Annotated in this window: 23 protein-coding genes and 1 tRNA gene; 12 read left to right on the top strand and 12 right to left on the bottom strand. The window is 65.8% G+C overall.

Translation table 11 applies throughout. The features are described 5' to 3' along the window. The first annotated feature begins 97 nt into the window (after positions 1-97). Positions 98-883, top strand: coding sequence for an inositol monophosphatase family protein (locus tag ACM1PE_RS18855; protein WP_059372021.1), 786 nt, complete (start codon positions 98-100; stop codon positions 881-883). 67 nt (positions 884-950) lie between these two features. On the opposite strand, the gene ACM1PE_RS18850 is transcribed toward ACM1PE_RS18855, so the two are convergent. Genes ACM1PE_RS18850 through ACM1PE_RS18820 form a run of 7 tightly spaced genes read right to left on the bottom strand, consistent with a single transcriptional unit; the run spans position 951 to position 9,680 of the window. Beyond that, on the bottom strand, positions 951-1,949 hold the full coding sequence (locus ACM1PE_RS18850) for an FAD:protein FMN transferase (protein ID WP_419340662.1): 999 nt from the start codon (positions 1,947-1,949) through the stop codon (positions 951-953). Between the two features lie 25 nt (positions 1,950-1,974). After that, positions 1,975-2,475 (bottom strand): nitrous oxide reductase accessory protein NosL, encoded by a 501-nt coding sequence (locus tag ACM1PE_RS18845; RefSeq protein ID WP_059372025.1) that lies wholly within the window; start codon positions 2,473-2,475, stop codon positions 1,975-1,977. Next, the gene (locus ACM1PE_RS18840) at positions 2,472-3,302 is read right to left on the bottom strand and encodes an ABC transporter permease (RefSeq protein WP_419340661.1); all 831 of its coding nucleotides are present in this window, start codon (positions 3,300-3,302) and stop codon (positions 2,472-2,474) included. The genes ACM1PE_RS18845 and ACM1PE_RS18840 overlap by 4 nt, the downstream gene beginning before the upstream one ends. Next, on the bottom strand, positions 3,299-4,201 hold the full coding sequence (locus ACM1PE_RS18835; protein WP_419340660.1) for an ABC transporter ATP-binding protein: 903 nt from the start codon (positions 4,199-4,201) through the stop codon (positions 3,299-3,301). The genes ACM1PE_RS18840 and ACM1PE_RS18835 overlap by 4 nt, the downstream gene beginning before the upstream one ends. Next, entirely contained in the window at positions 4,198-5,469 is a 1,272-nt protein-coding gene (locus ACM1PE_RS18830; protein ID WP_306636515.1) for a nitrous oxide reductase family maturation protein NosD, read from the bottom strand. The genes ACM1PE_RS18835 and ACM1PE_RS18830 overlap by 4 nt, the downstream gene beginning before the upstream one ends. A 29-nt stretch (positions 5,470-5,498) precedes the next feature. Further along, entirely contained in the window at positions 5,499-7,415 is a 1,917-nt protein-coding gene (gene nosZ, locus ACM1PE_RS18825; RefSeq protein WP_059372033.1) for a TAT-dependent nitrous-oxide reductase, read from the bottom strand. A 54-nt stretch (positions 7,416-7,469) separates the two neighbouring features. Next, positions 7,470-9,680, bottom strand: coding sequence for a 4Fe-4S binding protein (locus ACM1PE_RS18820; RefSeq protein ID WP_419340659.1), 2,211 nt, complete (start codon positions 9,678-9,680; stop codon positions 7,470-7,472). Between the two features lie 333 nt (positions 9,681-10,013). Here ACM1PE_RS18820 and azu point away from each other — a divergent pair, with 333 nt between their 5' ends. The 3 genes from azu (at position 10,014) to ACM1PE_RS18805 (ending at position 13,124) form a co-directional block, all read left to right on the top strand. After that, positions 10,014-10,463 (top strand): azurin, encoded by a 450-nt coding sequence (azu, locus tag ACM1PE_RS18815; protein ID WP_059372035.1) that lies wholly within the window; start codon positions 10,014-10,016, stop codon positions 10,461-10,463. 195 nt (positions 10,464-10,658) lie between these two features. Next, positions 10,659-12,242, top strand: coding sequence for a TerC family protein (locus tag ACM1PE_RS18810; protein WP_059372036.1), 1,584 nt, complete (start codon positions 10,659-10,661; stop codon positions 12,240-12,242). Positions 12,243-12,260: 18 nt separating this feature from the next. Continuing rightward, the gene (locus ACM1PE_RS18805) at positions 12,261-13,124 is read left to right on the top strand and encodes an undecaprenyl-diphosphate phosphatase (RefSeq protein WP_059372038.1); all 864 of its coding nucleotides are present in this window, start codon (positions 12,261-12,263) and stop codon (positions 13,122-13,124) included. Positions 13,125-13,211: 87 nt separating this feature from the next. Here ACM1PE_RS18805 and ACM1PE_RS18800 read toward each other — a convergent pair whose 3' ends face one another. The 3 genes from ACM1PE_RS18800 to ACM1PE_RS18790 form a co-directional block, all read right to left on the bottom strand. Beyond that, positions 13,212-13,985 carry a UDP-2,3-diacylglucosamine diphosphatase gene (locus ACM1PE_RS18800; RefSeq protein ID WP_059372039.1) on the bottom strand — a complete coding sequence of 258 codons (774 nt, stop codon included), beginning with the start codon at positions 13,983-13,985 and terminating at the stop codon, positions 13,212-13,214. Next, complete coding sequence (locus tag ACM1PE_RS18795; protein WP_059372043.1) at positions 13,978-14,487, bottom strand: peptidylprolyl isomerase; 510 nt, start codon at positions 14,485-14,487, stop codon at positions 13,978-13,980. Before ACM1PE_RS18795 ends, ACM1PE_RS18800 begins: the two co-directional genes overlap by 8 nt. Before the next feature lie 134 nt (positions 14,488-14,621). Then, positions 14,622-15,305 carry a tetratricopeptide repeat protein gene (locus tag ACM1PE_RS18790; RefSeq protein ID WP_059372045.1) on the bottom strand — a complete coding sequence of 228 codons (684 nt, stop codon included), beginning with the start codon at positions 15,303-15,305 and terminating at the stop codon, positions 14,622-14,624. A gap of 337 nt (positions 15,306-15,642) precedes the next feature. Here ACM1PE_RS18790 and cysS point away from each other — a divergent pair, with 337 nt between their 5' ends. The 7 genes from cysS (at position 15,643) to mnmH (ending at position 22,690) form a co-directional block, all read left to right on the top strand. Next, on the top strand, positions 15,643-17,097 hold the full coding sequence (cysS, locus tag ACM1PE_RS18785) for a cysteine--tRNA ligase (protein ID WP_419340658.1): 1,455 nt from the start codon (positions 15,643-15,645) through the stop codon (positions 17,095-17,097). A 20-nt stretch (positions 17,098-17,117) separates the two neighbouring features. After that, complete coding sequence (locus ACM1PE_RS18780; protein WP_059372813.1) at positions 17,118-17,762, top strand: DNA-3-methyladenine glycosylase family protein; 645 nt, start codon at positions 17,118-17,120, stop codon at positions 17,760-17,762. 36 nt (positions 17,763-17,798) lie between these two features. Then, entirely contained in the window at positions 17,799-18,764 is a 966-nt protein-coding gene (locus ACM1PE_RS18775) for an acetyl-CoA carboxylase carboxyltransferase subunit alpha (protein ID WP_059372051.1), read from the top strand. Positions 18,765-18,915: 151 nt separating this feature from the next. Continuing rightward, positions 18,916-19,890: a tRNA lysidine(34) synthetase TilS gene (tilS, locus tag ACM1PE_RS18770; RefSeq protein WP_251882089.1), complete on the top strand. Its 975-nt coding sequence runs from the start codon at positions 18,916-18,918 to the stop codon at positions 19,888-19,890. A 141-nt stretch (positions 19,891-20,031) separates the two neighbouring features. Then, complete coding sequence (locus ACM1PE_RS18765) at positions 20,032-21,297, top strand: aspartate kinase (RefSeq protein WP_059372055.1); 1,266 nt, start codon at positions 20,032-20,034, stop codon at positions 21,295-21,297. 86 nt (positions 21,298-21,383) lie between these two features. After that, positions 21,384-21,476 (top strand) — tRNA-Ser (locus ACM1PE_RS18760). Positions 21,477-21,628: 152 nt separating this feature from the next. After that, positions 21,629-22,690: a tRNA 2-selenouridine(34) synthase MnmH gene (gene mnmH, locus ACM1PE_RS18755; RefSeq protein WP_419340657.1), complete on the top strand. Its 1,062-nt coding sequence runs from the start codon at positions 21,629-21,631 to the stop codon at positions 22,688-22,690. A gap of 7 nt (positions 22,691-22,697) precedes the next feature. On the opposite strand, the gene ACM1PE_RS18750 is transcribed toward mnmH, so the two are convergent. Together ACM1PE_RS18750 and ACM1PE_RS18745 are read right to left on the bottom strand one after the other, a co-directional pair. Further along, positions 22,698-23,660 (bottom strand): Bug family tripartite tricarboxylate transporter substrate binding protein, encoded by a 963-nt coding sequence (locus ACM1PE_RS18750; RefSeq protein WP_059372063.1) that lies wholly within the window; start codon positions 23,658-23,660, stop codon positions 22,698-22,700. Positions 23,661-23,684: 24 nt separating this feature from the next. Then, positions 23,685-24,566, bottom strand: a complete 882-nt coding sequence (locus ACM1PE_RS18745) for a TauD/TfdA dioxygenase family protein (protein WP_059372070.1) — start codon at positions 24,564-24,566, stop codon at positions 23,685-23,687. Positions 24,567-24,662: 96 nt separating this feature from the next. Here ACM1PE_RS18745 and ACM1PE_RS18740 point away from each other — a divergent pair, with 96 nt between their 5' ends. Next, positions 24,663-25,457, top strand: a complete 795-nt coding sequence (locus ACM1PE_RS18740) for an IclR family transcriptional regulator domain-containing protein (RefSeq protein WP_059372072.1) — start codon at positions 24,663-24,665, stop codon at positions 25,455-25,457. The last annotated feature ends 55 nt before the right edge of the window (positions 25,458-25,512 follow it).

Below are 25,512 nucleotides of genomic sequence, written 5' to 3'. Positions count from 1 at the left end.
TTTTTTGGGTCGATCTCCCCCCTGTCGGGGAACGGCGGACCGGGGGGCGGCAAGCGGCCTATCATCAAGCCAACTCATCGCATTCGTACGGAATTTTATGCACCCGATGCTCAACATCGCCATCAAGGCGGCCCGGCGTGCCGGCACCATTATCAACCGTGCCAGCATGGATTTGGAACGACTCAGCGTGGCTCGCAAGGGGCCGCGGGATTATGTCACGGAAGTCGATCGCGCCGCCGAGGAGTCCATCGTCGAGACGCTGCGCGCGGCTTACCCGGACCACGCCGTGCTGGGCGAGGAATTCGGCCTGCAAGGCCCCGATCAGGCCGAATTCCAGTGGATCATCGATCCCCTGGACGGCACCACGAACTTCATCCACGGCCTGCCCAACTACGCCGTGTCCATCGCCCTGACGCAACGCGGCCAGGTCACGCAGGCGGTCATCTATGACCCGAGCCGCAACGAACTGTTCACGGCCAGCCGTGGCAGCGGCACCTTCCTGAACGACCGCCGCGTGCGCGTCTCGGGCCGTACCCGCTACCACGAAGCCCTGCTGGGCGCGCACTGGCCCAACTCCGGCGATCCGGAACAAGGCTCCGCGCGTTTCCGCCAGATGGCCGAAGGCAGCACCGGCGTGCGCCGCCTGGGTTCCACCGTGCTGGACCTGGCCTACGTGGCCTGCGGCCGCCTGGACGGCTTCTGCGGCGTGGGCCTGAAGGCCTGGGACCTGGCTGCAGGCAGCCTGATGGTGCTGGAAGCCGGCGGCCTGGTCGCCGACTTCGACGGCGAGCAAGGCTGGATGGACAGCGGCAACGTGCTGGCCGCCAGCCCCAAGATCTTCACGCAGATGCTGTCCTCGCTGAATCCGCCTTCGGCGGCTTGAAGCGGAACGCTGCCGCCAGAATGAAAAAACCGGCCATTGGCCGGTTTTTTCATGTGCGGGCGTAGGCTCAGCCAGCCTGCCCCTGCAATACCAACTGCCCATCCTCCATCACAAACCACGCACGCAGCCCCAGCTCCCGCACCACCGCCTGCGTCGTTTCCAGCGGCATGTGCGAGAAAGCCGTCGACAGGGCATCGGCCATGGTGGCGGAAGGCGCCATGACGGACACGCTCTGGTAGCGCGGCCGCGCGCGGCCGGTGCGGGGATCGAACAGATGCGTGTACCGGCCCGCCGGGTCGATGGCGGTGCCATAGCCGCCGGAAGTCGCCAGGGCCTGGTTCGTCATGCTTGCGCTTGCCAGCAGGCGCGCCGGGTCGCGCGGATCGGCGATGCCGACCTTCCACGCTTGCGGGATAGCGCGGCTGTCCAGCCCCTGTATTTCGCCCATGTCCACCAGTGCGCGCTCCAGCCCGCCGCGCCTGAGCAGGTCGGTGACGCGGTCGGTGATGTAGCCCTGGGCAATGCCGTTGAGCGTGATGCCCATGCCGGGCCGCAGCAGTTCGATGCGGTTGCCATCCAGCATCACGTCGGCATGGGACACGCGCGACAGCGCCTGCGCGATGGCCTGGGGCGGGGGACCGTCAGCAGCAGCGTCCGGCTGCGAGAAGTGTTCGGCATATAGCTGCCACAAGGGCTGCACGGTGGGATCGAACATGCCTGAGGTCAGTTCGCTGTAGCGCCGGCTTTCGCTCAGGAGCCGCAGCAGGTCGGCCGGCGGACTGTCCAGGAAGCCCTGGCGATTCAAGACAGAGAGGGCGCTGTCGTCGCGATACAGGCTGAAGATGGCTTCCAGCCGCCGCAGTTCCTGCAAGGACTGGGCGATCAGGCGCTGGGCCGTGCCGATGTCGGGATGGTAGAGGCGCAGCTCGGCGTCGGCGCCCAGCGCCGTGCCTTGCCAGGTGGCGGGTGCGATCGAGGCGGCGGCGCGGCGCGCGGCGACGGGCGTCAGCGCCAGCGCGCTGGCTGCGGCGGCGATGCCGATGAAACGGCGGCGGGTAGGGTTCATGGCGATAGGCCTGTAGAGGCGCGGACTATTGGGCGAAGACATAGCTTTCCGGCACGTCGGCAAAGGTGACGACGCGGCCGCCGTGGGTATCGGCGAAAGCCTGGGCATGATCGCGCCGGGAGAAGGGGATGGCGTCTTCGGCGCCCATGCCGCCGATATAGCGGCCTTCGATGACGTAGTAAGCCTGCCGCGCGTCGATCCAGGCGGACGGGTCCGGCGCGCCGCCCGCGCCCGCGGTGGACATGTCGTTGACGTAGATGGCGCTGATACCCTTGGGTTCTTCGGGCAGCAGGGTGTAGGCGAAGACCTGCTTGATCGAAGAGAACCAGACCGGCGCGGCCTGTCCCTTGATGAATATCTGTCCCTTGGGGCCGTTGTGCTCGTTGAGCGCCATGCCGCAGTAATGGCCGACGGACTCCGTCGTCACGGCCTGCGGCGGGGGCGCGGTTTCTGGCGCGGCGCCGCTGCCGCAGGCCGCGGTCAGCAGCAAGGTGGAGACAGCCAGGAGGAGTCGCAGGCGTTTCATAGCGGTTTGTTCCTGAAGGCCGCGGTCGCCAGCAGGAACGGCACGGCGATCCACAGCAGCAGCGCGGCGACCAGCGCGGCGAGCGGCAGGCTGGCCTGGTCGCTCACGCCCGCCATGCCGGCATACAGCGAAATATTCTCGAAGCCCGTCAGGTTGAGCAGGCGGTATACGTCGGACGGGTTGAGCAGCAGCAGCGCGTTGAGCAGGCCGGGGCTGATGTGGCGGCCCTGGTCGGCCGCCAGCACGCCCAGCAGCGCCATGTCGTAGATCACCACGAAGAACAGCCAGACGCCGACGGCAATGCCGGCCGCGGTGGCGCGCTCACGCACCAGGGAGCTGATCAGATAGCCCATGGCGAGAAAGCTCGCGCCCAGCAGCACGCTGGCGCCGATCAATAGGGCGAACGGCTGCCATGCGCTGGCGTCCAGGCCGCCGTAGGCCCATTGCAGTGCCAGGCCTGCCGAACCGTAGCCCGCGCCCGTGGCCAGCGCCAGGATGGCCAGGTGGCCGATGAATTTGCCGATCAGCACCTGCCCGCGCGACACCGGATAGCTCAGCAGCAGCGCCATCGTGCCACGGTCGACTTCGCCGACCACGGCGTCATAGGCCAGCAGCATGGCAATGAGCGGCACCAGGAAGATGGACAGGCTGGACAGGCTGACTACCGTGACGGTCAGCGGTTCGGCCTTGACCGTGCCCGTGGGCGAGCTGCCCAAAAGACCCAGCGCCAGCGCCAGCGCGGCCAGCAGCAGGGCGGTCGCCAGCACCCAGCGATTGCGCAGGCCGTCGCGGATTTCCTTGCCGATGATGGTGCATACCGCGTTCATACGTCTTCCCGTTCAAGCAGATGTGCATAGATGTCGTCCAGGCCCGGGACCTGGATGTCGAGGTCGGCGATGGCCGGCGACAGCGCGCCGATGCCGCGGATCGCTTCGACCTTGCCGCTCTCGGGGCAGGCGAGTTCAAAGCGTCCGGCATCAATGCGGCGCCAATCGCCGCCGGGAGGCGGCGCGCTGGCATCGGCAAAGGTCAGGCGGATGCGGATGGGCAACCCGGTGGAACTCCGCAGCGCCGACATGGCGCCGTCGGCGATCTTTTTTCCGGCCTTCATCACGACGATGCGGTCGGCATGTCCGGCCAGCTCGGACAGGGCGTGCGTGCTCAGCAGTATCGTGGCGCCGGCCGCGCGCAGTTCGTGGACGATGTCGTAGAACATCAGGCGCGAGGCGGGGTCCAGGCCCGTGGTGGGCTCGTCGAACAGCAGCACGCGGGGTTGGCCCAGCAGGGCCTGGGCCAGCGCCAGGCGCTGCCGCATGCCCTTGGAATAGCCGCCCACGCGGCGGCGCGCGGCGCCGGCGATGCCGACCTTCTCCAGCAGCGCGGCGTTGCCCGACAGCGGCTGGCGCTTGAGCCTGGCGTAGAACGCCAGGGTTTCCTCGCCGGTCATCGACGGATGCAGCGCCACGGTCTCGGGCAGGTAGCCGATCCGGCCGCGCAGGCGCGCCGCGGCGGGGCTGTGGGCGTCCTGGCCGAAGATCGCGACGCGGCCGCGGGTGGGGCGTATCAGGCCCAGGATGAGCTTGATCATCGTGCTCTTGCCGGCGCCATTGTGTCCGGCAAGCGCGACGCATTCGCCTTCGCGCAGCTGCAGGTCCAGGCCGTCGATGGCCCGCTGCGAGCCATAGTGCTTGCTGACGCCGGTAAGCGCCACCAGGTCGGTGCTCATGGGGATTCCTTGGTGCTTGCGGTGGCCGGGGGCTGCATCAACGGGGCGCTGTCGATCACGCCGCCGGGCAGGATGGCGGGAAACTGCGACTGGGCCCAGCGCACGATGGAAATCGACGGGCTGTTGAGCAGGATGCGGGCCGCCGGCGCGCGCCACAGCAGCTGGTCGACCACGTCGTTGGGCCGGTAGGCGGTGTCGGCGATGCCGTCGCCGTCCAGGTCGAAGGCGGTGTTGTCGCTCCAGTAATTGCCGCGTCCGTCCACCGACCAGTCCAGCGTCCGGGTGCCCACGTACTTCACCTGATTGCGGTTGTTGATGAAGGCGTTGCCCGAGATCCGGTTGCCTTCGGACCCGGCGGTGAAATGCACGCCGATGTCGCAGTTGGAGAAACGGTTGTCCAGGAAGGTATTGCGGTTGGCGTTGTAGATGAACACGCATTTCCCGGCGCGGTCCACCGTGTTGTTGGCGATGGTGGAATGGTTGGCATAGTTCAGCATCAGGCCCTGCTCATGGCTGTCCAGCGCGACGTTGTCGCGCACCACCAGCCGGTGCGAATACATGATGGCGTAGGCGATGTCGGTGCCGGTTGAAACGTTGCCGCTGATCTCGCTGTCGTTGGTGTACATGTAGTGCACCGCATAGCGCAGGTCGTGGAAACGGTTGCCGCTGAACGTGTTGAGCTTGCTGGTGTTGACGAAGATGCCGTCGCGGCCGGCGGATATGTCGTTGTCCAGCACGCGCGTGCCGGGGGTGTTCCAAAGCGTCACGCCGTTGCCTCTCTCGGCCACGCGCAGCTCCTTGTTGCCCACGATGCGGTTGCCGCGGACGGTGGCGTCGGCCGGCCCCCAGACGTGCACGCCCACGAGGTTGTCCAGGACGTCGTTGCGCTCCACTAGTGCGCGGTGCGCCTCGCGGTCCAGGAAGATGCCGGCGTCCATGTCGGACAGGCTCAGGCCGGAACGCGTGACAGTCAGGTTGCGCAGCGACACGTCCGCGGCCGTGACCCAGACGGTGCGCCCCTGGCGCGTGCCGGCGATGATGGCAGAGCGGTCGGGCGGACCCTCCAGCGTCAGCGGCTTGTCGATGACGATGCCGCCGGCGTAGGAGCCGGGCGCCAGCCGCAGCAGGTCGCCGGTCGCGGCGGAAGCGATCGCCGCCGCCAGGTCGGCGCCCGCGGCGATCTCCAGGGTCGCCGCGGGCGCCGCGCCCGGCAGCGCCAGCCCGGCGGCCGCAAGCAGCGCGGCGCCGACGGCCCTGCTTGCGCTCATCCCAAGGATTGCGGCGAGCTTCATAAGCGCTACGCGGTCTTCTTGGGATGGACGACCATCTGGCCGGACATCTCCATGTGCAGCGCGTGGCAGAACCACTGGCAGTAGTACCAGTACACGCCCGGCCGGTCCGCCGTGAAGGTGACCGAGGAGGTGGCCTGCGGCCCGATCTCCATGGCGATGCCGTGGCCTTCGAGCGTGAAGCCGTGCGTCAGGTCTTCGATCACTTCCATGTTCGTGACAACCACCGTGACCTCGTCGCCCTGGTTGACCTCGAACTTCTTGAGGCTGAACATGGGCGCGACCGCCATCATGTACACGCGCACCTTGTTGCCGTCGCGCACGACCTTGGCCGCGTCGTCCAGCGAAACGCCGTCCTTCTTGGCCATCTGGCGGGCGTCTTCCCACATCGGGTCGTCGCGCTTCCAGACGCTCACGGGATGGACCTTGGAGCGGTGCACCAGGCACATGTCGTGCGGTTCGGCGAAGCTGGGGCCGTCATGCACCAGCTTCATCTCGTCGCCGGAGATGTCGATCAACTGGTCGTTCTCGGGCTTGAGCGGGCCGACGTTCAGGAAACGATCCTTCGAGAACTTGTTCAGCGATACCAGCCATTTGCCGTCGGCTTCGCGGGTCTCGCCCATGGTCGAGTGGTTGTGGCCGGGCTGGTAGTGCACGTCCAGCTTCTGGATGATGGGATCGACCTTTTCGCCCTTGTAGGCGCGCTTGGCCTTATCGATGTTCCACTTGACCATCTGGCTGTCGATGAACAGCGTGGTGTAGGCGTTGCCGCGGCCGTCGAACGCCGTGTGCAGCGGTCCCAGGCCCAGCTGGGGTTCGGCCACCACGCAGTCGCGCGGCTTGATCTTGTCGTCGAACAGATCGTCCAGCGTGCGCACGTCCAGCACCGTGACGGTGGGCGACAGTTTGCCGTTGAGCACCAGGTGGATGCCGTCGGGCGCGGCGTTGCAGCCGTGCGGCGAGTTCGGCACCGGGATGTAGCGGGTGTACTTGGAACCATGGCGTCCGTCGACCACAGGCACGCCGCCCATCATCTTGAAGTCGCCATTCTTGACGGCTTCCTCGATGCGCTTGATGTTGAACACCACGACCCAGTCCTGCTCGTTGGCCGAGGCTTCCTCCACGGTGACGCCTTTCTCCGAGTTGTAGCAGGTGGAGAACGAGTACTTGCCCTGGTAGTCGGCGTCGCCGTTGTCCAGGTTGCCGTCGACCAGCACCTGCCAGGCGACCTTCATGGTGTCGCCGTCCAGGGCGGTGTAGATGGCGAAGAAGTTCTTCTTGGGATCGTCCGTCACCTTGCCGTCGTTGGGCAGCGGGATGATGTGCTCGCCATTGGCGAAGACGTAGCCCGTGCGCGGGTAGCGCTGCGGCCGCAGGCCGTGCACGCCGGAGACGTTGGGCAGTTCGGTGATCTTGTCGGTCTTCATCACATCCAGACGGATGCGGGCGACGCGGTTGTTGGCCTTGTCGTTGATGTACAGGTAGCGGCCGTCGTAGGTGCGGTCGGTGAATGACAGATGGGGGTGATGCGCATCGCCGTTGATGAAGACGCCGCCCTTGTCCTTCAGGTACTCGCGGGTTTCGGGCGTGAGGCCCTCGGTCAGGATCTTGCGGCTTTCGTTGGTGCGGCCCCAGCCGGTGGCGCTGCAATGGTTGAAGACGGGGATGCGCACCAGTTCGCGCATGGAGGGCAGCCCCAGCACGCGCACCTCGCCCGACTGGCCGCTGGAGTTGAAGGCATAGTATTCGTCCAGTTCGCCGGGCGCGACGTGGCCCAGCACGCCATTGGCGCCGCCCTTCGCATCCTTGCCGTGGGCGGTGGTGATCTGGGCGCCCGCCACCAGGCCGGCTGCGCCCGTGATGGCTGCGGTGCCGAGGAAGCTGCGGCGGGTGAGGCCGGCCTTGTCGGGATTCTTGTCTGACATGGATAACTCCTTGGTAGGAACGGCGCCCCGGGCGCCGCGGTGCGGAAAGCGGGATCAGGCGCCAGGTTCGCTATTCGGATTCGGCGCGCGGTGCATGATGATGACCTGCTCGGTGGGTTCGGCCGCGGGCGCGCGGCGGCGCTCCCGCTTGGCCTTCTTCTGGATCAGGTGCGGACATTTCTGCTCGTGGTGGTAGAGCATCTGGCAGTGCAGGCACTGGATGCACTCGTTCGGATTGATCTCGCCGGTGGGGTCGATCGCCTGCACCGGACATTCAAGGTTGCAGCGTTGACAGGGATTGCCGCAGTCGCGGTAGCGGCGCAGCCAGTTGAAGATGCGCAACCGCGCAGGGATCGCCAGCGCGGCCCCCAGCGGACAGAGATAGCGGCAGAAGAAGCGCTCCACGAACAGGCCGGCCGCCAGCAGCGCCACGGCGAACGCGACGAAGGGCCAGTAGCGCATGAAGCGCAGGATGATCGCGGTCTTGAAGGGTTCGACCTCGGACAGCTGCTCGGCCAGCGCCAGGTCGTACAGCGAAAATCCGAATAGCAGCAGGAAGATCACGTACTTCAGGGTCGACAGGCGCTGGTTCACGCCATGGCTGATCTTGAGCTGGCGCACACCCAGGCGGCGGGCGATGCGGTTGCTGAGTTCCTGCAGCGCGCCGAAGGGGCATAGCCAGCCGCAGAAGGCGCCCCGGTTCCAGAACACCATGGAGATGGCCGTGGCGCACCACAGGATGAACACCAGCGGGTCCATCAGGAAGTACTCCCAGCGGAAGTCGCTGCGCATTGCCGAAAAGAAGGTCAGCACGTTGACCACGGAAAGCTGGGCCTGGCCGTACCAGCCGATCCAGAACAGCGCGAACGCCAGGAACGCCAACCGCAGGCGGTCATGCAGCAGCGGACGGCTGGCAAGCTGGTCCTGGAAGAAGAAGACGCCCACCAGCACCAGCAGCGCCACCGTCAGCACGGCGACCTGGCCGGCCTTGCCGCGCCAGATCTGTTTCCATAGCGCGGGCGCGGCGTCTTCTTCCTGAGCAGCCTGGGCCGGGGCGGCTTGAGCGGCAGCCGGCGAGGGCGCGGCGGATGCCTGCGCGCCTGGCACCGGCCGGGTATAGGCCGCCGGCAGTTCATAGCTCAGATCGAAGGTCACGAAGGCCTTGTCGCTGACGCTGAGCACGCGCTGTACCATCAGCTGCAGGCGCCAGGGCGCGACCGGATCCAGCGTGGCGTCCTCGGGCACGACGAACAGGGCTACCTCGCGGAACGCGGGCGCGCCCTGCGCGGCCACGTCGGCCAGGCGCTGGTGGTTGCGGTCGCGGAAGCGGAAGCTGCTTTCGTCCTGGATGATCTCGATGCGGTCGAAGATGCCGCCGCGCACGTAGCCCGAACCCTTGAACGAGTAGGCGCCGTTGCCGGCCACCAGCACGGCCTGCTGGCCGGGCTTGAGCCTTTCCTTCAGGCGCTGCCATTCCGTGTCGCCCAGCAGGCTGCGGCCGATGGCAGGCACGCTGACCAGCGCGGCGTACAGGTCGATGAAGCCGTCTGCGTCGGCGCTGCCTTCCGTATTGGCCGCGGCGTCGTTCCTTCCCGATGCGCAGAATGCCTGGTTCACGTCCTCCGGGCTCAGCCGCAGGTTGCGCACCGCGCCTGCATCCAGCAGATCCTGCCAGGACTGGACGGCATCGCGCGCATCGTCCACGACGCGGGCGGCAACGGGCGCGGCCTGCGGCGCCGCTGCGGCGGTCTTGTCGATGCCGTGGGCGCGGGCCACGGCGATGGCCGAGCGCGTGATGCTGTCGCCGATCACCATCAGGGTGACGGTCGCGCCGCTGATGATGTCCACCGGCGGCGGGGCGCCATGGCGGGGAGGGGAGTCGACGAAGTTCAGCCCCACATAGCCGCTGATGAAATGGTCGACCTTGGATTGCGGAATGCCGATGAGCACGATGGGTTCGTGGTGTTCCACCAGCCGGGCGCCGACAATGCGTCCATCGTTCGCCAGGCCGACCAGCACGTCGATGGGCTTGCTGGAGTAGCCGCGGGTGTTGACGACGTCGGAAGTCAGATAGACCACGCCCAGTTGGCGCGTGCCCGCATAGACCTTGGCAACCATGGGCTTGCCGGCGGGAGGATCGGCGCGGTCGGCGCCGGGGAAGATCTGTCCGATGGGGATGCCGCCCAGGAAGTCCGGCAGGCGCTGGGCCTGGGCGGCGCTGAAGGCCTGTGCGCACAGCAGCAAGACTAGAAAGACTGCATGCACGAACCACTGGTACCGACTGAACCCGCGCCCCGCCGCTTTACTGCCTCGCATTTTCGTACTCTGCTGATTGTGTTTGTTTGCAGGCATCCTAAGAATGCTCGGCATCGGTCGTATTGCGGTTTGTCAATCGGCGTTCGCGCGCGGACCGCTGGCGGGCAATACCCGCATGCGGCGTAGGGGATATCCCCGTTTTGGAGGGGTTGAACGAGGCGCTATTGATGCCGGTCAATAGCGCGCTTTGCGCTGCGCCATAGACTTGTGCGTGGCGGCAGCGACGCGAGGCATGTGCCTCACGCGTGTCGGAAGAGCCGCCAACGTTTACGGAGAATCTCCATGCTGGCAAAAGCCACCCTCGCCATCGCTCTGTCCGCAGCCAGCCTGCCCGCGTTGGCCGCTCAGTGCGAAGCAACCATAGAAAGCAACGACGCCATGCAGTACAACCTGAAGGAAATGGTCGTCGACAAAAGCTGCAAGCAATTCACCGTTCACCTCAAGCACGTCGGCAAAATGCCCAAGGTCGCCATGGGCCACAACTGGGTGCTGACCAAGGAGGCCGACAAGACGGCCGTGGCCACCGACGGCATGAACGCCGGCCTGCCGCAGGACTACGTCAAGGCGGGCGACACCCGCGTCATCGCCCACACCAAGGTCATCGGCGGCGGCGAGTCGGATTCGGTTACGTTTGACGTCTCCAAGCTCACCCCGGGCGAGGCTTATGCCTACTTCTGCTCATTCCCGGGTCACTGGGCCATGATGAAGGGCACGCTCAAGCTCAGCGACTGATCGGCTGTCCCGGATGTGAAAACCGGCTGGGAGCCGGTTTTTTTTCGTCCGTTCCGACTGCGGCGCCAGACCTCGGATGTCCTGGTTCTACAGGCCTAAACCGCCTGCGTCTCAGGCATAAGGACGGGGTTCGTCACCGGCGTGTCACGGATTTTCCATGTACGATTACCGGTCGTGTAACTTCTGGAGCTCCTGATGGAGTGGCTGCTGGACCCTACTGCGTGGGTCGGCTTGCTTACCCTGGTCATCCTTGAGATCGTCCTGGGGATCGATAACCTGATTTTCATCGCCATCCTGGCGGACAAGCTGCCCCCTGCGCAACGCGACCGCGCGCGCATCATGGGCCTGAGCCTGGCGCTCATCATGCGTCTTGGCCTTTTGTCGGTCATGTCATGGCTGGTCACGCTGACCGCCCCTCTGTTTTCCATTGGCCCGCTGTCGTTCTCGGGCCGCGACCTGATCCTGATGATCGGCGGGCTGTTCCTGCTGTTCAAAGGCACCATGGAACTGCACGAGCGCCTGGAGGGCTCCCAGCACGGCGGCTCATCGGGGCCGCGCGTGTACGCCAGCTTCTGGGTGATCGTCACGCAGATCGTGGTGCTGGACGCGGTGTTCTCGCTGGACTCGGTCATCACCGCCGTCGGCATGGTGGATCATCTGGCCATCATGATGATCGCCGTGGTCATCGCCATCGGCATCATGCTGCTGGCGTCCAAGCCGCTGACGCGCTTCGTCAACGCCCACCCCACGGTGGTGGTGCTGTGCCTGGGCTTCCTGCTCATGATCGGCTTTTCGCTGCTGGCCGAAGCCTTCGGCTTCAAGGTGCCCAAGGGCTACCTGTACGCGGCCATCGGCTTCTCGGTCGCCATCGAGGCGCTCAACCAGGTGGCGCGCCGCAACCTGCTCAAGCTGGATGCGCGCCGGCCGATGCGCGAACGTACCGCTTCCGCCGTGCTGCGCATGTTGGGCAAGCGCCCGCCCGCCGACGAACCCGACCTGCCCAGCGCGAACGGTCCGGCCATCCCGGCTTTCGGGGTCGAGGAGCGCAATATGGTCAGCGGCGTGCTGACGCTGGCCGAGCGGTCGATCCGTTCGATCATGACGCCGCGCACGGATGTGTCGTGGATCAATATCGACGACGACCCGGAAACCATCCGCCGCCAGCTGACCGAGGCGCCGCACAGCTTTTTCCCCGTTTGCCGGGGTTCCCTGGACGAGGTGCTGGGCATCGGCCGCGCCAAGGACCTGGTGGCCGACCTGATCACCGAGGGCAGGGTGCGCCGCAACCGTCTGCGCGACCCCATCATCGTGCACGAGTCCATCGGCATCCTGCGCCTGATGGACACGCTCAAGCGTTCTCGCGGCCAGCTGGTGCTGGTGGCCGACGAGTTCGGCGCCATCGAGGGCCTGGTGACGCCGATCGACGTCTTCGAGGCGATCGCCGGCGAGTTCCCCGACGAGGACGAACTGCCCGACATCGTCGCCGACGGCGAGAACACCTGGAAAATCGACGGCGCGGCCGACCTGCACCATGTCGAGCAAGTGCTGGAAACCGAGGGCCTGGTCGATGACGCCCAGGATTTTTCAACCCTGGCGGGGTACCTGCTGTCGCGCTTCGGGCACCTGCCCAAGCCGGGCGACGTCTGCGAGTACGAAATCCACCACGAGCATTTCCGCTTTGAAGTCCTGGAAATGGACGGCCGCCGCATCGCGCTGGTGCGCGTCGAAAAGCGGCCGCAGGAAATGCTTGCGGACGACGAATCCCTAGCCAACGACTAACTGGACCGACCTACCATCGTGACCGAAAACACCCTATACCTGATCAAAGCTTTCGTCCTGGGCATCATCGAGGGCCTGACGGAATTCATTCCCGTGTCCAGCACCGGCCACCTCATCCTGGTGGGCGACTGGATCAATTTCGAATCCAGCCAGGGCAAGGTGTTCGAGGTAGTGATCCAGCTGGGTTCCATCCTGGCGGTGATGTGGGTGTTCCGCGCCCGCCTCCTGACGCTGATCCGCGGCACCCTGACCGGCGTGCCCAGCGAGGTGGCCTTCACCCGCAACCTGATCATCGCCTTCCTGCCGGCCGCCGTCATCGGGGCGATCTTCATCAAGGCCATCAAGAGCGTCTTCTACCACCCGGCCGTGGTGGTCGTGACACTGGTGCTGGGCGGCCTGATCATGCTGTACGTGGAGCGCAAGACGCACCATACGCCGGGCGACATGCCGGGCGCGGCCGACGATACCGCCTCGGATGAGCGCGCCACGGCCCGCACGCTGGAGCAGATCTCCTGGAAGCAGGCGCTGGGCGTGGGCGTGGCGCAATGTCTGGCGATGATCCCGGGCACCTCGCGTTCGGGCGCCACCATCATCGGCGGCATGATCGCCGGGATCCAGCGCAAGACGGCCACCGAGTTCTCGTTCTTCCTGGCGATGCCCACGATGTTGGGCGCGGCGGTCTACGACATGTACAAGAACATGGATCTGCTCACGCAGCACGATCTGGCGGGCATTGCCGTGGGCTTCGTGGCCGCGTTCCTGAGCGCGATGGTGGTGGTGCGCGCCGTGCTGCGCTTCGTAGCCAACCATACCTACCGCGTGTTCGCCTGGTACCGGATCATCTTCGGCGGCGTCGTCGCGGCCTGGATCTTCACGCGCTGATGGCACGGCCGGCATGGCGCCGGCTGCAGCAATGACAAGGGCCGCTTGCGCGGCCCTTGCTGTTTTCCGTGGCGGCGCGCCCGAGGGCTACGCTTCCGTTTCCAGGTCGTAGAACTGCAGGCCGTCCTGGTCGATGACCAGCCAGCCGCCGCGGGCGGGCGAGACATGGTCGCAGTCCCAGTCGGGCAGGACCCAGCGCTCGCGCTTCTTGCCGTCCACTTCCAGCACGTGGCGGGCGGGGCGATGGGTATGGCCATGCACCAGCACGCGCACGCCGGTTTCGCGGAAGACGGATTCAATGGCGGCGGCGTTGACGTCCATGATCTCCATGGACTTCATCTGGTTGGCAGCCTGGCTTTCGCCGCGGGCCTGCTGTGCCATCGCCAGGCGTTCGGGGATCGTCTTGGCCAGGAATTCGGCCTGCCAGCGCGGATCGCGGACCATCTTGCGGAACTGCTGGTAGGCGGCATCGTCCGTACAGAACTCGTCGCCATGGGTCAGCAGGATTTGCCCATAGTCCGTTTCCAGCAGCGCCGGTTCGGGCAGCAGCTTGGCGCCCAGGGCCTGGGCCAGTTCTTCCCCGATGAGGAAGTCACGGTTGCCGCGGCCCAGCCAGACCGGAATCCGGCTGGCGGTGTCGCGCAGCGCCGTCAGCGCCGTGGCCAGCCACGGCGGCGCGGCGCGGATCACATCGTCGCCGATCCAGGCATCGAAGATGTCGCCCGGCAGCAGCAGGGCGCCGGCTTCCTCCCGCGCGGCCTCCAGGAAGGCCAGGAAGGCCTCCGAGGTGGCCGGCGTGGCCGGTCCCAGATGCAGGTCGGACGCCAGCCAGATGGGGCCGGACAGCGTGATCTTATTCAAGAACTTCGGCCTTCTCGATGATCACGTCGTCGTTCGGCACGTTCTGGTGGAAGCCCTTGTTGCCGGTCTTCACGCCCTTGATCTTGTCGACCACGTCCGTGCCTTCGGTCACGGTGCCGAACACGGCATAGCCCCAGCCGTTGGGCGTGGGCGCGGTGAAGTTCAGGAAGTCGTTGTTGGACACGTTGATGAAGAACTGCGCCGTGGCCGAGTGCGGATCGCTGGTGCGGGCCATGGCCAGGGTGTACTTGTCGTTCTTCAGGCCGTTGTTGGCCTCGTTTTCGATGGGGGCATGGGTCTGCTTCTGCTTCATGCCGGGCTCAAAGCCGCCGCCCTGGATCATGAAGCCATCGATCACGCGATGGAACACCGTGCCGTTGTAGAAACCTTCCTTGACGTAGGTCAGGAAGTTTTCGACGGTCTTGGGAGCCTTGGCGGCATCCAGGGTGATGACCATGTCGCCTTGGTTCGTTTGAAGCTTGACGCGGGGGTTGGTGCTCATGGCTTTTGTGCCTTCAGAGGTGGAGGTGGAGGAATTGGCCGCAGGGGCGGCGCTGACGAGCGCTGGGGCGAATGCAGCCAGCGCGAACGAGCACGCCGTCAGGCGCAGCAGGTGTAGGGGGGAGTAGCGGGACATCATTTGCCGTGTTTATCCTTCAGCATGGTTTCGACTTCTCGGACCTTTTCCTGCATGCCGGGCACGCCGTCGGCGGCGGCCTTCTTGTAGGTGTTCAAGGCCTGCAGAAGCTGCAGATCGCCCATATTGGCGCGGGCGGCGGCATAGTTGGGGTCGGCGCGCAGGGCCATCGACAGGGCGTCCTGTGCGCGGTCGAGTTCGCCGCGCCCTGCATATAGAGCGCCCAGGTTGTTCCAAGGTTCCGGCAGCTCCGGAAAGCGGTTGGTCATCTCGGTGTAGACGTCGATGGCTTCGCTGGTGCGGTTCAGGGCCGCCAGCGCGCGGGCGTGCTGGAACATCAGCTGCACGTCGGTGCCGCGCTGGTCCTTGATCTGCTCCTGGCGCTTTTCGATCATGGCAAGCGCTTCCGCGTTGTCGCCGTGGTTCAGCAGGCGCTCGATGTGCGTCGTGATCTGCGAGGCCGAGGGCGTCAGGCGGGTGTCGACGCTGGGCTTGGCGGCTTCCAGCAGCTTGGCCAGGCTATCCCAGCCGCCCTCGGGCGGGATGGGATCCAGGGTGGTGCGGTTGGCGTTGGGGTTGGTTCCACCGCCGCCGGCCATCGACTGGGCCAGAGAGGCTCCAACCGGCGCGCCCGCAAGGGCCAGGGCGAGCAGGGCGACGCGAAAGCGCGGCTTGATAGTCACTTGGGCATCCGTTAAAAGTCTTGGCAGGCCGACGCTTACGCGCGCGACCGGGCCGCTTGCTATACTTGACGACCGCCATTTTAGCCCCGGTTGAGTTTTGGCTCGACATCGGGGACGAAGCCCCAGGATATCGTTGATGGAATGCGGGCTCGAAATGCGGGTTCGGAACGGCCGGCGCCAGTGAGATTATGGCCCGAAGCCGAGATCGGGATCGAAATCGCAGGATCGAAATCGGCGGGATCGACATCCGACCCGGCGGCACGCGCCGAAGGTATTTTCCTTCGGCAGCAACTTTCCGCAACCGCCACGGAAAACTTAGATAAAGCCTATAAGCGCCATGCTGCAAATCTACAACACGTTGTCGCGTACCAAAGAACCGTTCAAGCCGGCCCAGGCTGGTCAGGTGCGCATGTACGTGTGTGGCATGACCGTCTATGACTTTTGCCATCTGGGCCACGCCCGCATGCTGGTGTCGTTCGACATCGTGCAGCGCTGGCTGCGCGCCAGCGGCCTGGCGGTCGATTATGTGCGCAATATCACGGACATCGACGACAAGATCATCCGCCGCGCCGTCGAGACCGGCCGCCGCATCGGCGAAGTCACCGAGTTCTACATCGACGCCATGCACGCCGACGAGCGCGCGCTGGGCGTCCAGACGCCGGACCGCGAACCGCGCGCGACCGAGTACGTCGGCGAGATGCTGGACATCATCGGCAAGCTCGAGCAGAACGGCCTGGCCTACCAGGCCGACGATGGCGATGTGAACTACGCCGTGCGCGGCTTTCCCGGCTACGGCAAGCTGTCCGGCAAGACGCTGGACGACCTGCGCGCCGGCGAGCGCGTGGCGGTGGGTTCGGCCAAGCGCGATCCGCTGGATTTCGTGCTGTGGAAGTCCGCCAAGGCGGACGAGCCGGCCGACACCAAGTGGGAATCGCCGTATGGCCTGGGCCGTCCGGGCTGGCACATCGAGTGCTCGGCCATGAGCAAGTCGCTGCTGGGCCTGCCGCTGGACATCCACGGCGGCGGTCCGGACCTGAAGTTCCCGCACCATGAAAACGAGATCGCCCAGACCGAGGGTGCTTTCGGCGGCGTGCTGGCCAACATCTGGATGCATTGCGGCCCGCTCATGGTCGACTCGGACAAGATGTCCAAGTCCCTGGGCAATTTCCGCACCATCCGCCAGACCATCGCCCGGCAAGAGCCGACCGCCGACCAGGCCGTCTATGACGTCAACCCGCGCGAAGCGGAAATGGTGCGTTTCTTCATTGTGCGCAACCACTACCGCAGCCCGCAGAACTACACGCCGGACAATCTGATCGACGCGCAGAACGCGCTCGACCGCCTGTACCAGGCGCTGCAGAACGTGCCTGCCGACACCCAGGGCATCGATTGGAACGAGCCGCAGGCCCAGGCCTTCAAGGCGGCCATGGATGACGACTTCAACAGCTCGGGCGCGGTCGCGGCCTTGTTCGAACTGGCCTCCCACGCCAACCGCAACAAGAGCGCGCGCAGCGCCGGCCAGTTGAAGGCGCTGGCGTCCCTGTTGGGCCTGCTGCAGCAGGATCCCGCAGCCTATTTCCAATCGCCCACCCGTTATTCGGCGGCAGCCATGGAGCAGGGCGAGCGCCGCGCGCTGGACGCCGAGGCGATCCAGTCCCTGATCGACGCGCGTGCGGCCGCCAAGGCCGCACGCAACTTCGCCGAAGCCGACCGCATCCGCGTGGAGCTGCGCGAAGCCGGCATCGAGCTCGACGACAAGCCGGGCGGCGTGACGCAATGGCGTCGGGCTTGAACCCGCAGGACCCGCCCGCCATGTCCACCGCCGACCTCGACATTCCCAAGCCCGAGTATTGGGAAGCCGCCGTAGCCCATCTGATGCGGCGCGACCGCATCCTGAAGAAGGTCATCCCCCAGCATCCCGAAGTCTGGCTGACTTCGCGCGGCACGCCATTCGTGACGCTGGCGCGGGCGATCATCGGGCAGCAGGTGTCCAGCAAGGCGGCCGACACCGTCTGGACCCAGTTCATCGAGGCCGTGGGCAAGCGCCCCACGCCCGTCGCCGTGCTGCGCGTCGGCCTGGAAGGCTTGCGCGCGGCCGGGCTGTCGCAGCGCAAGGCCGAGTACGTGCTGGACCTGGCCGTGCATTTCGGCGAGCGCCGCGTTCATCCCGAGAAATGGGCGGCAATGGACGACGAAGCCGTCATTTCCGAATTGACCGCCATCCGGGGCATAGGCCGCTGGACGGCGGAGATGTTTTTGATTTTCAATCTGCAGCGGCCTGATGTTCTGCCGCTGGATGATCCTGGGTTGCTCAAGGCAATCTCGCTACACTATTTCAGCGGCGAGCCTGTCTCTCGCTTCGAGGCTCGCGAAGTCTCGTTGGCGTGGCAACCCTGGCGTACCGTGGCCACCTGGTATCTGTGGCGCAGTCTGGATCCGACTCCGGTCCAATACTGACGCAAGCCAGGCAGCCCATCTACGGAACCACACTACATGCGCAATACATTTCTGGAATTCGAACAACCGCTCGCCGAGCTTGAGAACAAGATCGAGCAGCTGCGCTACGTGCAGGCCGATTCGGCCGTAGACATCTCCGACGAGATCGGACGTCTGCAGCAGAAGAGCCAGACCTTGGCCAAGGAAATCTACGCCAAGCTCACGCCCTGGCAGACGGCCCTGGTCGCCCGCCATCCCCAGCGCCCCTACACGCTGGACTACGTGCGCGAAATGTTCACTGACTTCCATGAACTGCACGGCGACCGCATGTACGCCGACGACCAGTCCATCATCGGTGGCCTGGCGCGCTTCAACGGCACGCCCTGCATGGTCATCGGCCACCAGAAGGGACGCGACACCAAGGAACGCGCCGCCCGCAATTTCGGCATGCCGCGCCCGGAAGGCTATCGCAAGGCCCTGCGCCTGATGCGCCTGGCCGAGAAGTTCGGCATTCCCGTGTTCACGTTCGTGGACACTCCGGGCGCCTATCCCGGCATCGGCGCCGAAGAGCGCGGCCAGTCCGAAGCCATCGGCCACAACCTCTATGCCATGGCCGAGCTCAAGGTCCCCGTGATCTGCACCATCATCGGCGAAGGCGGCTCGGGCGGCGCCCTGGCCATCGCCGTGGGCAATGCCGTGCTGATGCTGCAATACGCGACCTACGCCGTGATTTCCCCGGAAGGCTGCGCCTCGATCCTGTGGCGCAGCGCCGACAAGGCGCCTGAAGCCGCCGAAGCCCTGGCCATCATCGCGCCGCGCCTGAAGGACCTGGGCCTGGTGGACCGCGTGGTCAACGAACCCGTGGGCGGCGCCCATCGCGATCCGCGCGTCATGGCCCGGCTGCTGCGCCGCGCGCTGGGCGACGCCCTGCGCCAGCTCCAGGGCATGACGCCCGAGCAGCTCGTGGAGCAGCGCGTCCAGCGCCTGCTGTCCTACGGCGCCTACCAGGAAGTGCGCGCCTGAAGCAGGCAGGGCGCCGGCGTGCCTGCCGGCGCCGCGGCCTAGCGCCACGCGCCATCCCACCATGAACGCCCGCCCAGCGTCCGATACTCCGCATCGGACCGTGGCGGGCGTAGTTCATTCCCTTCCCGTGTCGGCCGAGCTGGCCGCGGCCTTGCGCCGCGCCTTGCAGGCCTTGCCCGAACGTCCGGCGCGCATCGCCGTGGCGTTGAGCGGCGGCGCCGATTCGGCCATGCTGGCCGTGCACGCGGCCGCCGTGGCGCGCGAGCTGGGCATGGATCTGGCGCTGTTTCATGTGCACCACGGCTTGCAGGACGCGGCCGACGCATGGACGCAGCATGCGCGTGCGCTGGCGGACATGCTCGCGCTGCCGCTGTCGGTCGCGCGCGTGCAGGTGGCGCAGGCGGCGGGCAAGGGCATCGAGGCGGCCGCGCGCGACGCCCGCTACGCGGCGCTGGCGCAATTGGCGCAAGAGCAGGGCGTGACGCATATCCTGTTGGCCCATCATCGCAACGACCAGGCGGAAACGGTCCTGCTGCGTCTGCTGCGCGGCACCGGGCTGGTTGGCATGGCTGCCATGGCGCCGCTGTCCCGGCGCGATGGACTGGTCTACCTGCGACCCTGGCTGGAAATCGGCCGCGAGGCGATCCTGCATGCGGCGGACGCCGTGGCGCAAGCCAGCGGCTGGCGTCCGGTGCAGGACCCCACCAACACCGATCCCCACTACACCCGCGCCGCCCTGCGCGAATTGCTGGCGCCGGCGCTCGATGCCCGCTGGCCCGGGTGGCGCGCCATCGTCGCGCGTCATGCGCGGCACATGGGCGAGGCGGCCGAGATCCTGGACGAGGTGGCGCGCGACGACTTCGCCACGCTCGATCCTTCCGCGGACGGCGCCAGCTTTTCGCTGCAGGCGTGGCGCGGGCTGTCCGAGGCGCGCCAGGCGCACGTGCTGCGCCATTGGCTGGAACGCAATGGCGCCCGCATGCCGACGGATGCCAGGATGCGCGATCTGCTGCGGCAGCTGCGCGGGCTGCATAGCCTGGGCCATGACCGCCAGTTGCGGGTGGAGCAGGCCGGCCACGTCATCCGCTGCCACCGGGGCAGGGTCTGGGTCGAACCCCGGGAATAGGCGGATCAGCGCCGCCGATGTCCCCAAAAAATCGCGGCGTGGACAGAATTTTGCACAAGCTGCGCAAATTTTTACCGCCGCGCTAGAATATACGGCTTTGCCCGTCAACCTTTTGCGGCGGGTTCCCAGCCAGAGTACGAGATGTCCCTGATCGTTCACAAATATGGCGGTACTTCGATGGGCTCGGTCGAGCGCATCAAGAACGTGGCGCGTCGCGTCGCGAAGTGGCACGCTGCCGGCCACCAGGTTGTCGTTGTTCCGTCGGCGATGGCGGGCGAGACCAATCGCCTGCTCGGCTTGGCGCGCGAGATTACGCCGCAGCCCGACAGCCGCGAGCTCGACATGATCGCCGCCACCGGCGAACAGGCCAGCAGCGGCCTGCTGGCCATCGCGCTGCAGGCCGAAGGCGTGCCGGCGCGCAGCTATGCCGGTTGGCAAGTGCCCGTGCGCACCGATTCGTCGTTCACCAAGGCGCGCATCACGTCGATCGACGACGAGCGCATCCGCGGCGATCTGGACGCCGGCCGCGTGGTCATCGTTACGGGCTTCCAGGGCGTCGACCCGGAAGGCCACATCACCACGCTGGGCCGCGGCGGTTCCGATACCTCGGCCGTGGCCGTGGCGGCCGCCATCAAGGCCGACGAGTGCCTGATCTACACCGACGTGGACGGCGTCTATACGACCGATCCGCGCGTGGTGCCCGAAGCGCGCCGCATGGCCGTCGTTTCCTTCGAGGAAATGCTGGAAATGGCATCGCTGGGCTCCAAGGTCCTGCAGATCCGTTCGGTTGAATTCGCCGGCAAATACCGTGTGCCGGTCCGGGTCCTGTCCTCGCTGACCGACCCGCTTATCCCGCTCGCAGAAGAAATGGTCTCGGGCACGCTGATTACTTTTGAGGAAGACGAAAAAATGGAAGCCGCCGTTGTCTCCGGCATCGCCTTCAGCCGCGACGAAGCCAAAATCACCTTGCTGGCCGTTCCGGACAAGCCCGGCATCGCCTTCTCCATCCTGGGGCCGGTCGCCGCCGCCAACATCGACGTCGACATGATCGTGCAGAACCAGTCCGTGGCTGGCACGACCGACTTCTCGTTCACGGTCAACCGCAACGAGTTCGCCCGCGCCGTCGATCTGCTCAAGCGCGAAGTCATCCCCGCCGTGGGCGCGCGTGAACTGTCCACCGACGAGAAGGTCGCCAAGGTCTCCATCGTCGGCATCGGCATGCGCTCGCACGTGGGCGTGGCCAGCCTGATGTTCCAGACGCTTTCGCAAGAAGGCATCAACATCCAGATGATCAGCACCAGCGAGATCAAGACCTCGGTGATCATCGACGACAAGTACATGGAACTGGGCGTGCGCGCGCTGCACAAGGCCTTCGGCCTGGACCAGGCGCCTGCCGAAAAGGCCTGATTCAAGACTCCGGCACGATTTTTTTTCAATAAGTGCCCGATAACGGGCAAGAGTGAAAAAAGTCGTGCTAGAATCTCGTTCTCTTCGGAGATGTGCCCGAGAGGCTGAAGGGGCTCCCCTGCTAAGGGAGTATGTGGCTAAAAACTGCATCGTGGGTTCGAATCCCACCATCTCCGCCAGATTCTCTCCGATCTGGCTTCGGTCAGCACCGGAGATAAAAAACCCGCAATCACGCAAGTGATTGCGGGTTTTTTCATGGGCGCCAAGCGCGCTCGTGAGCGAGCCTGCGTCGCATGAGAAAATTCCCGATTCCCTTTGTGGCGCAGATCCCTTGAAGCACCTGCTTGCTCCCCTTGACCGGCTGCACGACTTCGATGAAGTCATCGACGTGCGCACGCCGCTCGAATTCGCCGATGACCACATTCCCGGCGCGATCAACGCGCCTGTGCTGAGCAATGAAGAGCGCGTGGTGGTGGGCACGCTGTACAAGCAGGTCTCGCCCTTCGAGGCTTCGCGCGTCGGCGCGGCGCTGGTGGCGCGCAACATCGCCGCGCATCTGGACACGACCTTCGCCGACCGGCGCCAGGGTTGGCGGCCGTTGATCTATTGCTGGCGCGGCGGCACGCGCTCCGGCTCCATGACGACGATGTTCAACATGATAGGGTGGCGCGCGCGGCAACTGGACGGCGGCTACAAGACCTATCGCCAGGCCACGCTGGACGCGCTGGATAGCCTGCCGGCGGGCTTGCGCTACATCGTGCTGGCCGGGCCCACCGGCAGCGGCAAGACGCGCTTGTTGAGCGCGTTGGAGCAGGCCGGCGCGCAGACGCTGGACCTGGAGCGACTGGCCGCGCATCGCGGGTCATTGCTGGGCGCCTGGGCCGGTGTCGCGCAGCCCTCGCAAAAGGGCTTCGACACGCGGCTGGCGCAGCGCCTGCGCGCGTTCGACGCGTCGCGGCCTGTGTTTGTTGAAGCGGAGAGCCGCAAGATCGGCGCGGTCGCCTTGCCCGCCGCGTTATTGGCTGCTGTGCACGCCAGTCCGTGTGTCGAGGTCCGCTCCAGCCGCGAGGATCGCGCTGCCTTTCTGCAGCAGGATTACGCGCATCTGTTCGACGATCCCGAATCGCTCAAGGCGCAGTTGCAACGCATGATAGGCCTGCACAGCCGCGAGCGCGTGAACGGCTGGCTGGCCTTGGTCGACAGCGGCGCGCGCGCCGAGCTGGCGCAGGAACTGATAGACCGGCACTACGATCCGGCCTACGCGCGCAGCTGCCATGCGCACTTCACGCAACTGCCGCAGGCGCTGCGGCTTGAGTTCCGGCCCAATGATGGCGACGTGGTGGAGCAGGCAAGGGCGCTGCTGGCGCGGCTGGATGGGGCGGGCAGCGCCTGAGCCGCGTTCAATCGATGCGCACGCCGGTCATGTCGACCAGCTTGCGCCAGTTCTTGACCTCGTCTTCCTGGTAGGTCTTGAGATCCGCAGGGCCGCCTCCGGCTGGCGTCATTCCGATCTGCGAGGAGAGTTGCCGCAGTTCGGCGGTGGCAAGCACCTGATTGACCTCGGCATTGATGCGCTCGACCACGGAAGCAGGCGTGCCGCGCGGCGCGAACATCGCGAACCACACCACCAGCTCATGCTGGTCCAGGCCGCTCTCGGCCACCGTTGGAATGTCGGCGGCGAAAGGGGCGCGCTGCGGCGTGGTCACGGCCAGGGCTCGGACTTTGCCCGCGGCGACCTGCGGCAATGAGGGGCCGACGTTCTCGAAGGCGTAGGAGATGCGTCCGCTCATGAGGTCGGTCATCATGCCGCCGACATTGCTGTAAAGCACGGTCGTCACGTCGATGCCCGCCATGCGCTTGAGCAGTTCTACCCAGACTCGCGCGGTGGTGTTGCTGGCGCCGAAATTGATCGCGCCGGGTTGCGCCTTGGCTGCGGCGACCAGTTCCGGAAGCGTCTTTGCCTGCGCGCCGTTGTTGCCGATCAGGATCATGGGCAGGCGGCCCATCAACGCGACGGGCGCGAAGTCCTTGACCGGGTCATAAGGCAAATGCTGGTAGAGGCTGGCGTTGGCCGCCATCGGGCCGTTGGTGCCCATCAGCAGCGTATAGCCGTCGGGCGCGCTGCGGGCCACATACGCGGCACCTATGCCGCCGCCGGCGCCGGGCTTGTTTTCCACCGTGACGGGTTGGCCCAGCCTTTCGCTCAGGCCTTTGGCGACGCCGCGCGCCAGCGTGTCGGTTGCCGAGCCGGCGCCGAATGGAACCACCATATTGATCGGCTTGTCGGGGAATGCGGCGCTGGCGTTCAAACAGGCGGCCGCCATGGCGAACGCCGCGGCCAGTTGCTTCATCGTGTTGGACATTTTGGGGGTCTCGCTGGTGTGGGTTCAGGCGACGGTCGGGCCGATGTCCTGCACCGTTGCGCGGCGCATCGAGCGGCGGTACTTCTCGTCGAAGCCGGCGCCGCGGTGCATGGTGCAGCGGTTGTCCCAAAGAACCAGGTCGTTGGCGCGCCAGCGGTGCCGGTAGACGAATTGCGGCTGGGTGGCGAAAGCCATGAGCTCGTCTATCAGTTCGCGGCTGGCGTCGTCGTCCATCCCTTCTATGCCGCTGATATGCGATGCGATGTACAGGGAGCGGCGTCCGGTGGCGACGTGCTGGCGCACCAATACCTGTCGCACCGGCGGCTGGAGTTCGCGCCACGCGGGTGGCACCGATCCCACGTCGAAGTCGGTCAGGCCGCGAGAGTGGAAGTAGTCGTGCACCGCAATCAGCGGGGACAGGCGTTGTTGTCGCGCTTCGTCCAGGGCATCCCATGCTGCCCGCATGTCGGCGAATTCGGTGGCGCCGCCGACGGGCGGAATTTCCTGGGCGGACAGCAAGGACACGCTGGCGGGTGTGCGCTTGAAGGAGCTGTCGGTATGCCAGAGCTGGTTGCTGAGGTTGATCAGGCGGCGGATGTCGCCCTGATCGAGAATGCCGCCGCGTTCATCGAGGTTGGAGATGTCGGAGAGTTCGGCATGGTTCAGCCTGCGGGGACGATGGGCGTTGTAAACCGACGCGCCTACCGACGTTTCCAGGGGGCCGAAATGGCGCGCGATGGCCATCTGCCCGGCTTCGTCGAGCGGCTGGTCTGGCACCACGAGCACTGCAAATTGATCCAGGGCATCGCGCAACGCCTCGATGTCGTCTGCCGGCAAGGCAGTCCGTAAGTCGATGTTGGCCACTTCGGCGACAAAGCCGGCGTGGACGGGGGTGATTTCCATCATTCGATTCCTCCGATGGCATGCCATCTATGCAAATGCACCGACTGGCGTGCTATTATTTTTCGACTATCGAAAAATATTTCTTATATCGAAATAATCATGCCCAATAATCCGAGCGAACGAACCTGGGGTTTACCCAAGGGCAGCGATCAGTTCGTCGAGGCCTTCGCGCGCGGCCTGGCCGTCATCAGAGCGTTCGGGCCTGGCCATCAGGCGCTGACGCTGAGCGAAGTGGCGGAACGCGCGAACCTAACGCCGGCGGGCGCCAGGCGGCTGCTGTACACGCTGGTGACGCTCGGCTATGCGCGCAACGACGAGCGCAAGTTCAGCCTGGCGCCGGCTGTGCTTGAGTTGGGCTATGCCTACCTGTCGTCGCTGTCCTGGCGCGATATCGCGCGGTATGCGGTCGAGGAGTTCATGCGCGAGACGGGCGAAATCTGCACGGTGTCGGTGATGGACGGCGCAGACGTGGTCTATGTGGCACGCGCGGAAATGCCGAGCCCGCTTTCACGGCGTCTGGGCGTGGGCGAACGCCTGCCCACGCATGCCACGTCGAGCGGACATGTGCTGTTGGCGGGCGTAAGCGTCGAGGAGCGCGAAGCCTTCATTGCCAAGGCCCCATTCGCGCGGCATACGCAATACACCTTGGTCGAGGCCGCGCCTTTGCGTCAGGCAGTTGATGACGCGGCAAGGACGGGATACGCATTGGCCAGCGAACACCTGGAGCTGGGCATTTGCGGGTTGGCGGTGCCGATCAAGGACGAGAGGGGGCGGGTGGTGGCTGCCTTGACGACCAGCCTGAACCTGGCAAGGCACGAGCGCGACGAGATTGTCGGCAAGTTCCTGCCGCAACTGCGCGACACCGCGGATCAGATCAGCAAGGCATTGGCGTGAATCATCATGCTTTGGATAGCCACTCGACTTGCGCGCTTCATGAAATAACGCTATT

The organism is Achromobacter sp. PD1 (assembly GCF_048541815.1).
Taxonomy (GTDB): domain Bacteria; phylum Pseudomonadota; class Gammaproteobacteria; order Burkholderiales; family Burkholderiaceae_B; genus Achromobacter; species Achromobacter bronchisepticus_A.
The sequence above is the reverse complement of the archived record's forward strand: the minus strand, read 5'-3'. Positions and strand labels throughout refer to the sequence as shown.

Coding starts and splice junctions, on each gene's coding strand:
- nosZ (WP_059372033.1), bottom strand. CDS start 7,415: ATGTCAGACAAGAATCCCGACAAGGCCGGCCTCACCCGCCGCAGCTTC.
- ACM1PE_RS18850 (WP_419340662.1), bottom strand. CDS start 1,949: ATGAACCCTACCCGCCGCCGTTTCATCGGCATCGCCGCCGCAGCCAGC.
- ACM1PE_RS18740 (WP_059372072.1), top strand. CDS start 24,663: ATGCCCAATAATCCGAGCGAACGAACCTGGGGTTTACCCAAGGGCAGC.
- ACM1PE_RS18750 (WP_059372063.1), bottom strand. CDS start 23,660: ATGTCCAACACGATGAAGCAACTGGCCGCGGCGTTCGCCATGGCGGCC.
- ACM1PE_RS18780 (WP_059372813.1), top strand. CDS start 17,118: ATGTCCACCGCCGACCTCGACATTCCCAAGCCCGAGTATTGGGAAGCC.
- ACM1PE_RS18745 (WP_059372070.1), bottom strand. CDS start 24,566: ATGATGGAAATCACCCCCGTCCACGCCGGCTTTGTCGCCGAAGTGGCC.
- ACM1PE_RS18840 (WP_419340661.1), bottom strand. CDS start 3,302: ATGAACGCGGTATGCACCATCATCGGCAAGGAAATCCGCGACGGCCTG.
- ACM1PE_RS18835 (WP_419340660.1), bottom strand. CDS start 4,201: ATGAGCACCGACCTGGTGGCGCTTACCGGCGTCAGCAAGCACTATGGC.
- ACM1PE_RS18830 (WP_306636515.1), bottom strand. CDS start 5,469: ATGAGCGCAAGCAGGGCCGTCGGCGCCGCGCTGCTTGCGGCCGCCGGG.
- ACM1PE_RS18845 (WP_059372025.1), bottom strand. CDS start 2,475: ATGAAACGCCTGCGACTCCTCCTGGCTGTCTCCACCTTGCTGCTGACC.
- cysS (WP_419340658.1), top strand. CDS start 15,643: ATGCTGCAAATCTACAACACGTTGTCGCGTACCAAAGAACCGTTCAAG.
- ACM1PE_RS18775 (WP_059372051.1), top strand. CDS start 17,799: ATGCGCAATACATTTCTGGAATTCGAACAACCGCTCGCCGAGCTTGAG.
- ACM1PE_RS18855 (WP_059372021.1), top strand. CDS start 98: ATGCACCCGATGCTCAACATCGCCATCAAGGCGGCCCGGCGTGCCGGC.
- ACM1PE_RS18795 (WP_059372043.1), bottom strand. CDS start 14,487: ATGAGCACCAACCCCCGCGTCAAGCTTCAAACGAACCAAGGCGACATG.
- ACM1PE_RS18810 (WP_059372036.1), top strand. CDS start 10,659: ATGGAGTGGCTGCTGGACCCTACTGCGTGGGTCGGCTTGCTTACCCTG.
- ACM1PE_RS18765 (WP_059372055.1), top strand. CDS start 20,032: ATGTCCCTGATCGTTCACAAATATGGCGGTACTTCGATGGGCTCGGTC.
- azu (WP_059372035.1), top strand. CDS start 10,014: ATGCTGGCAAAAGCCACCCTCGCCATCGCTCTGTCCGCAGCCAGCCTG.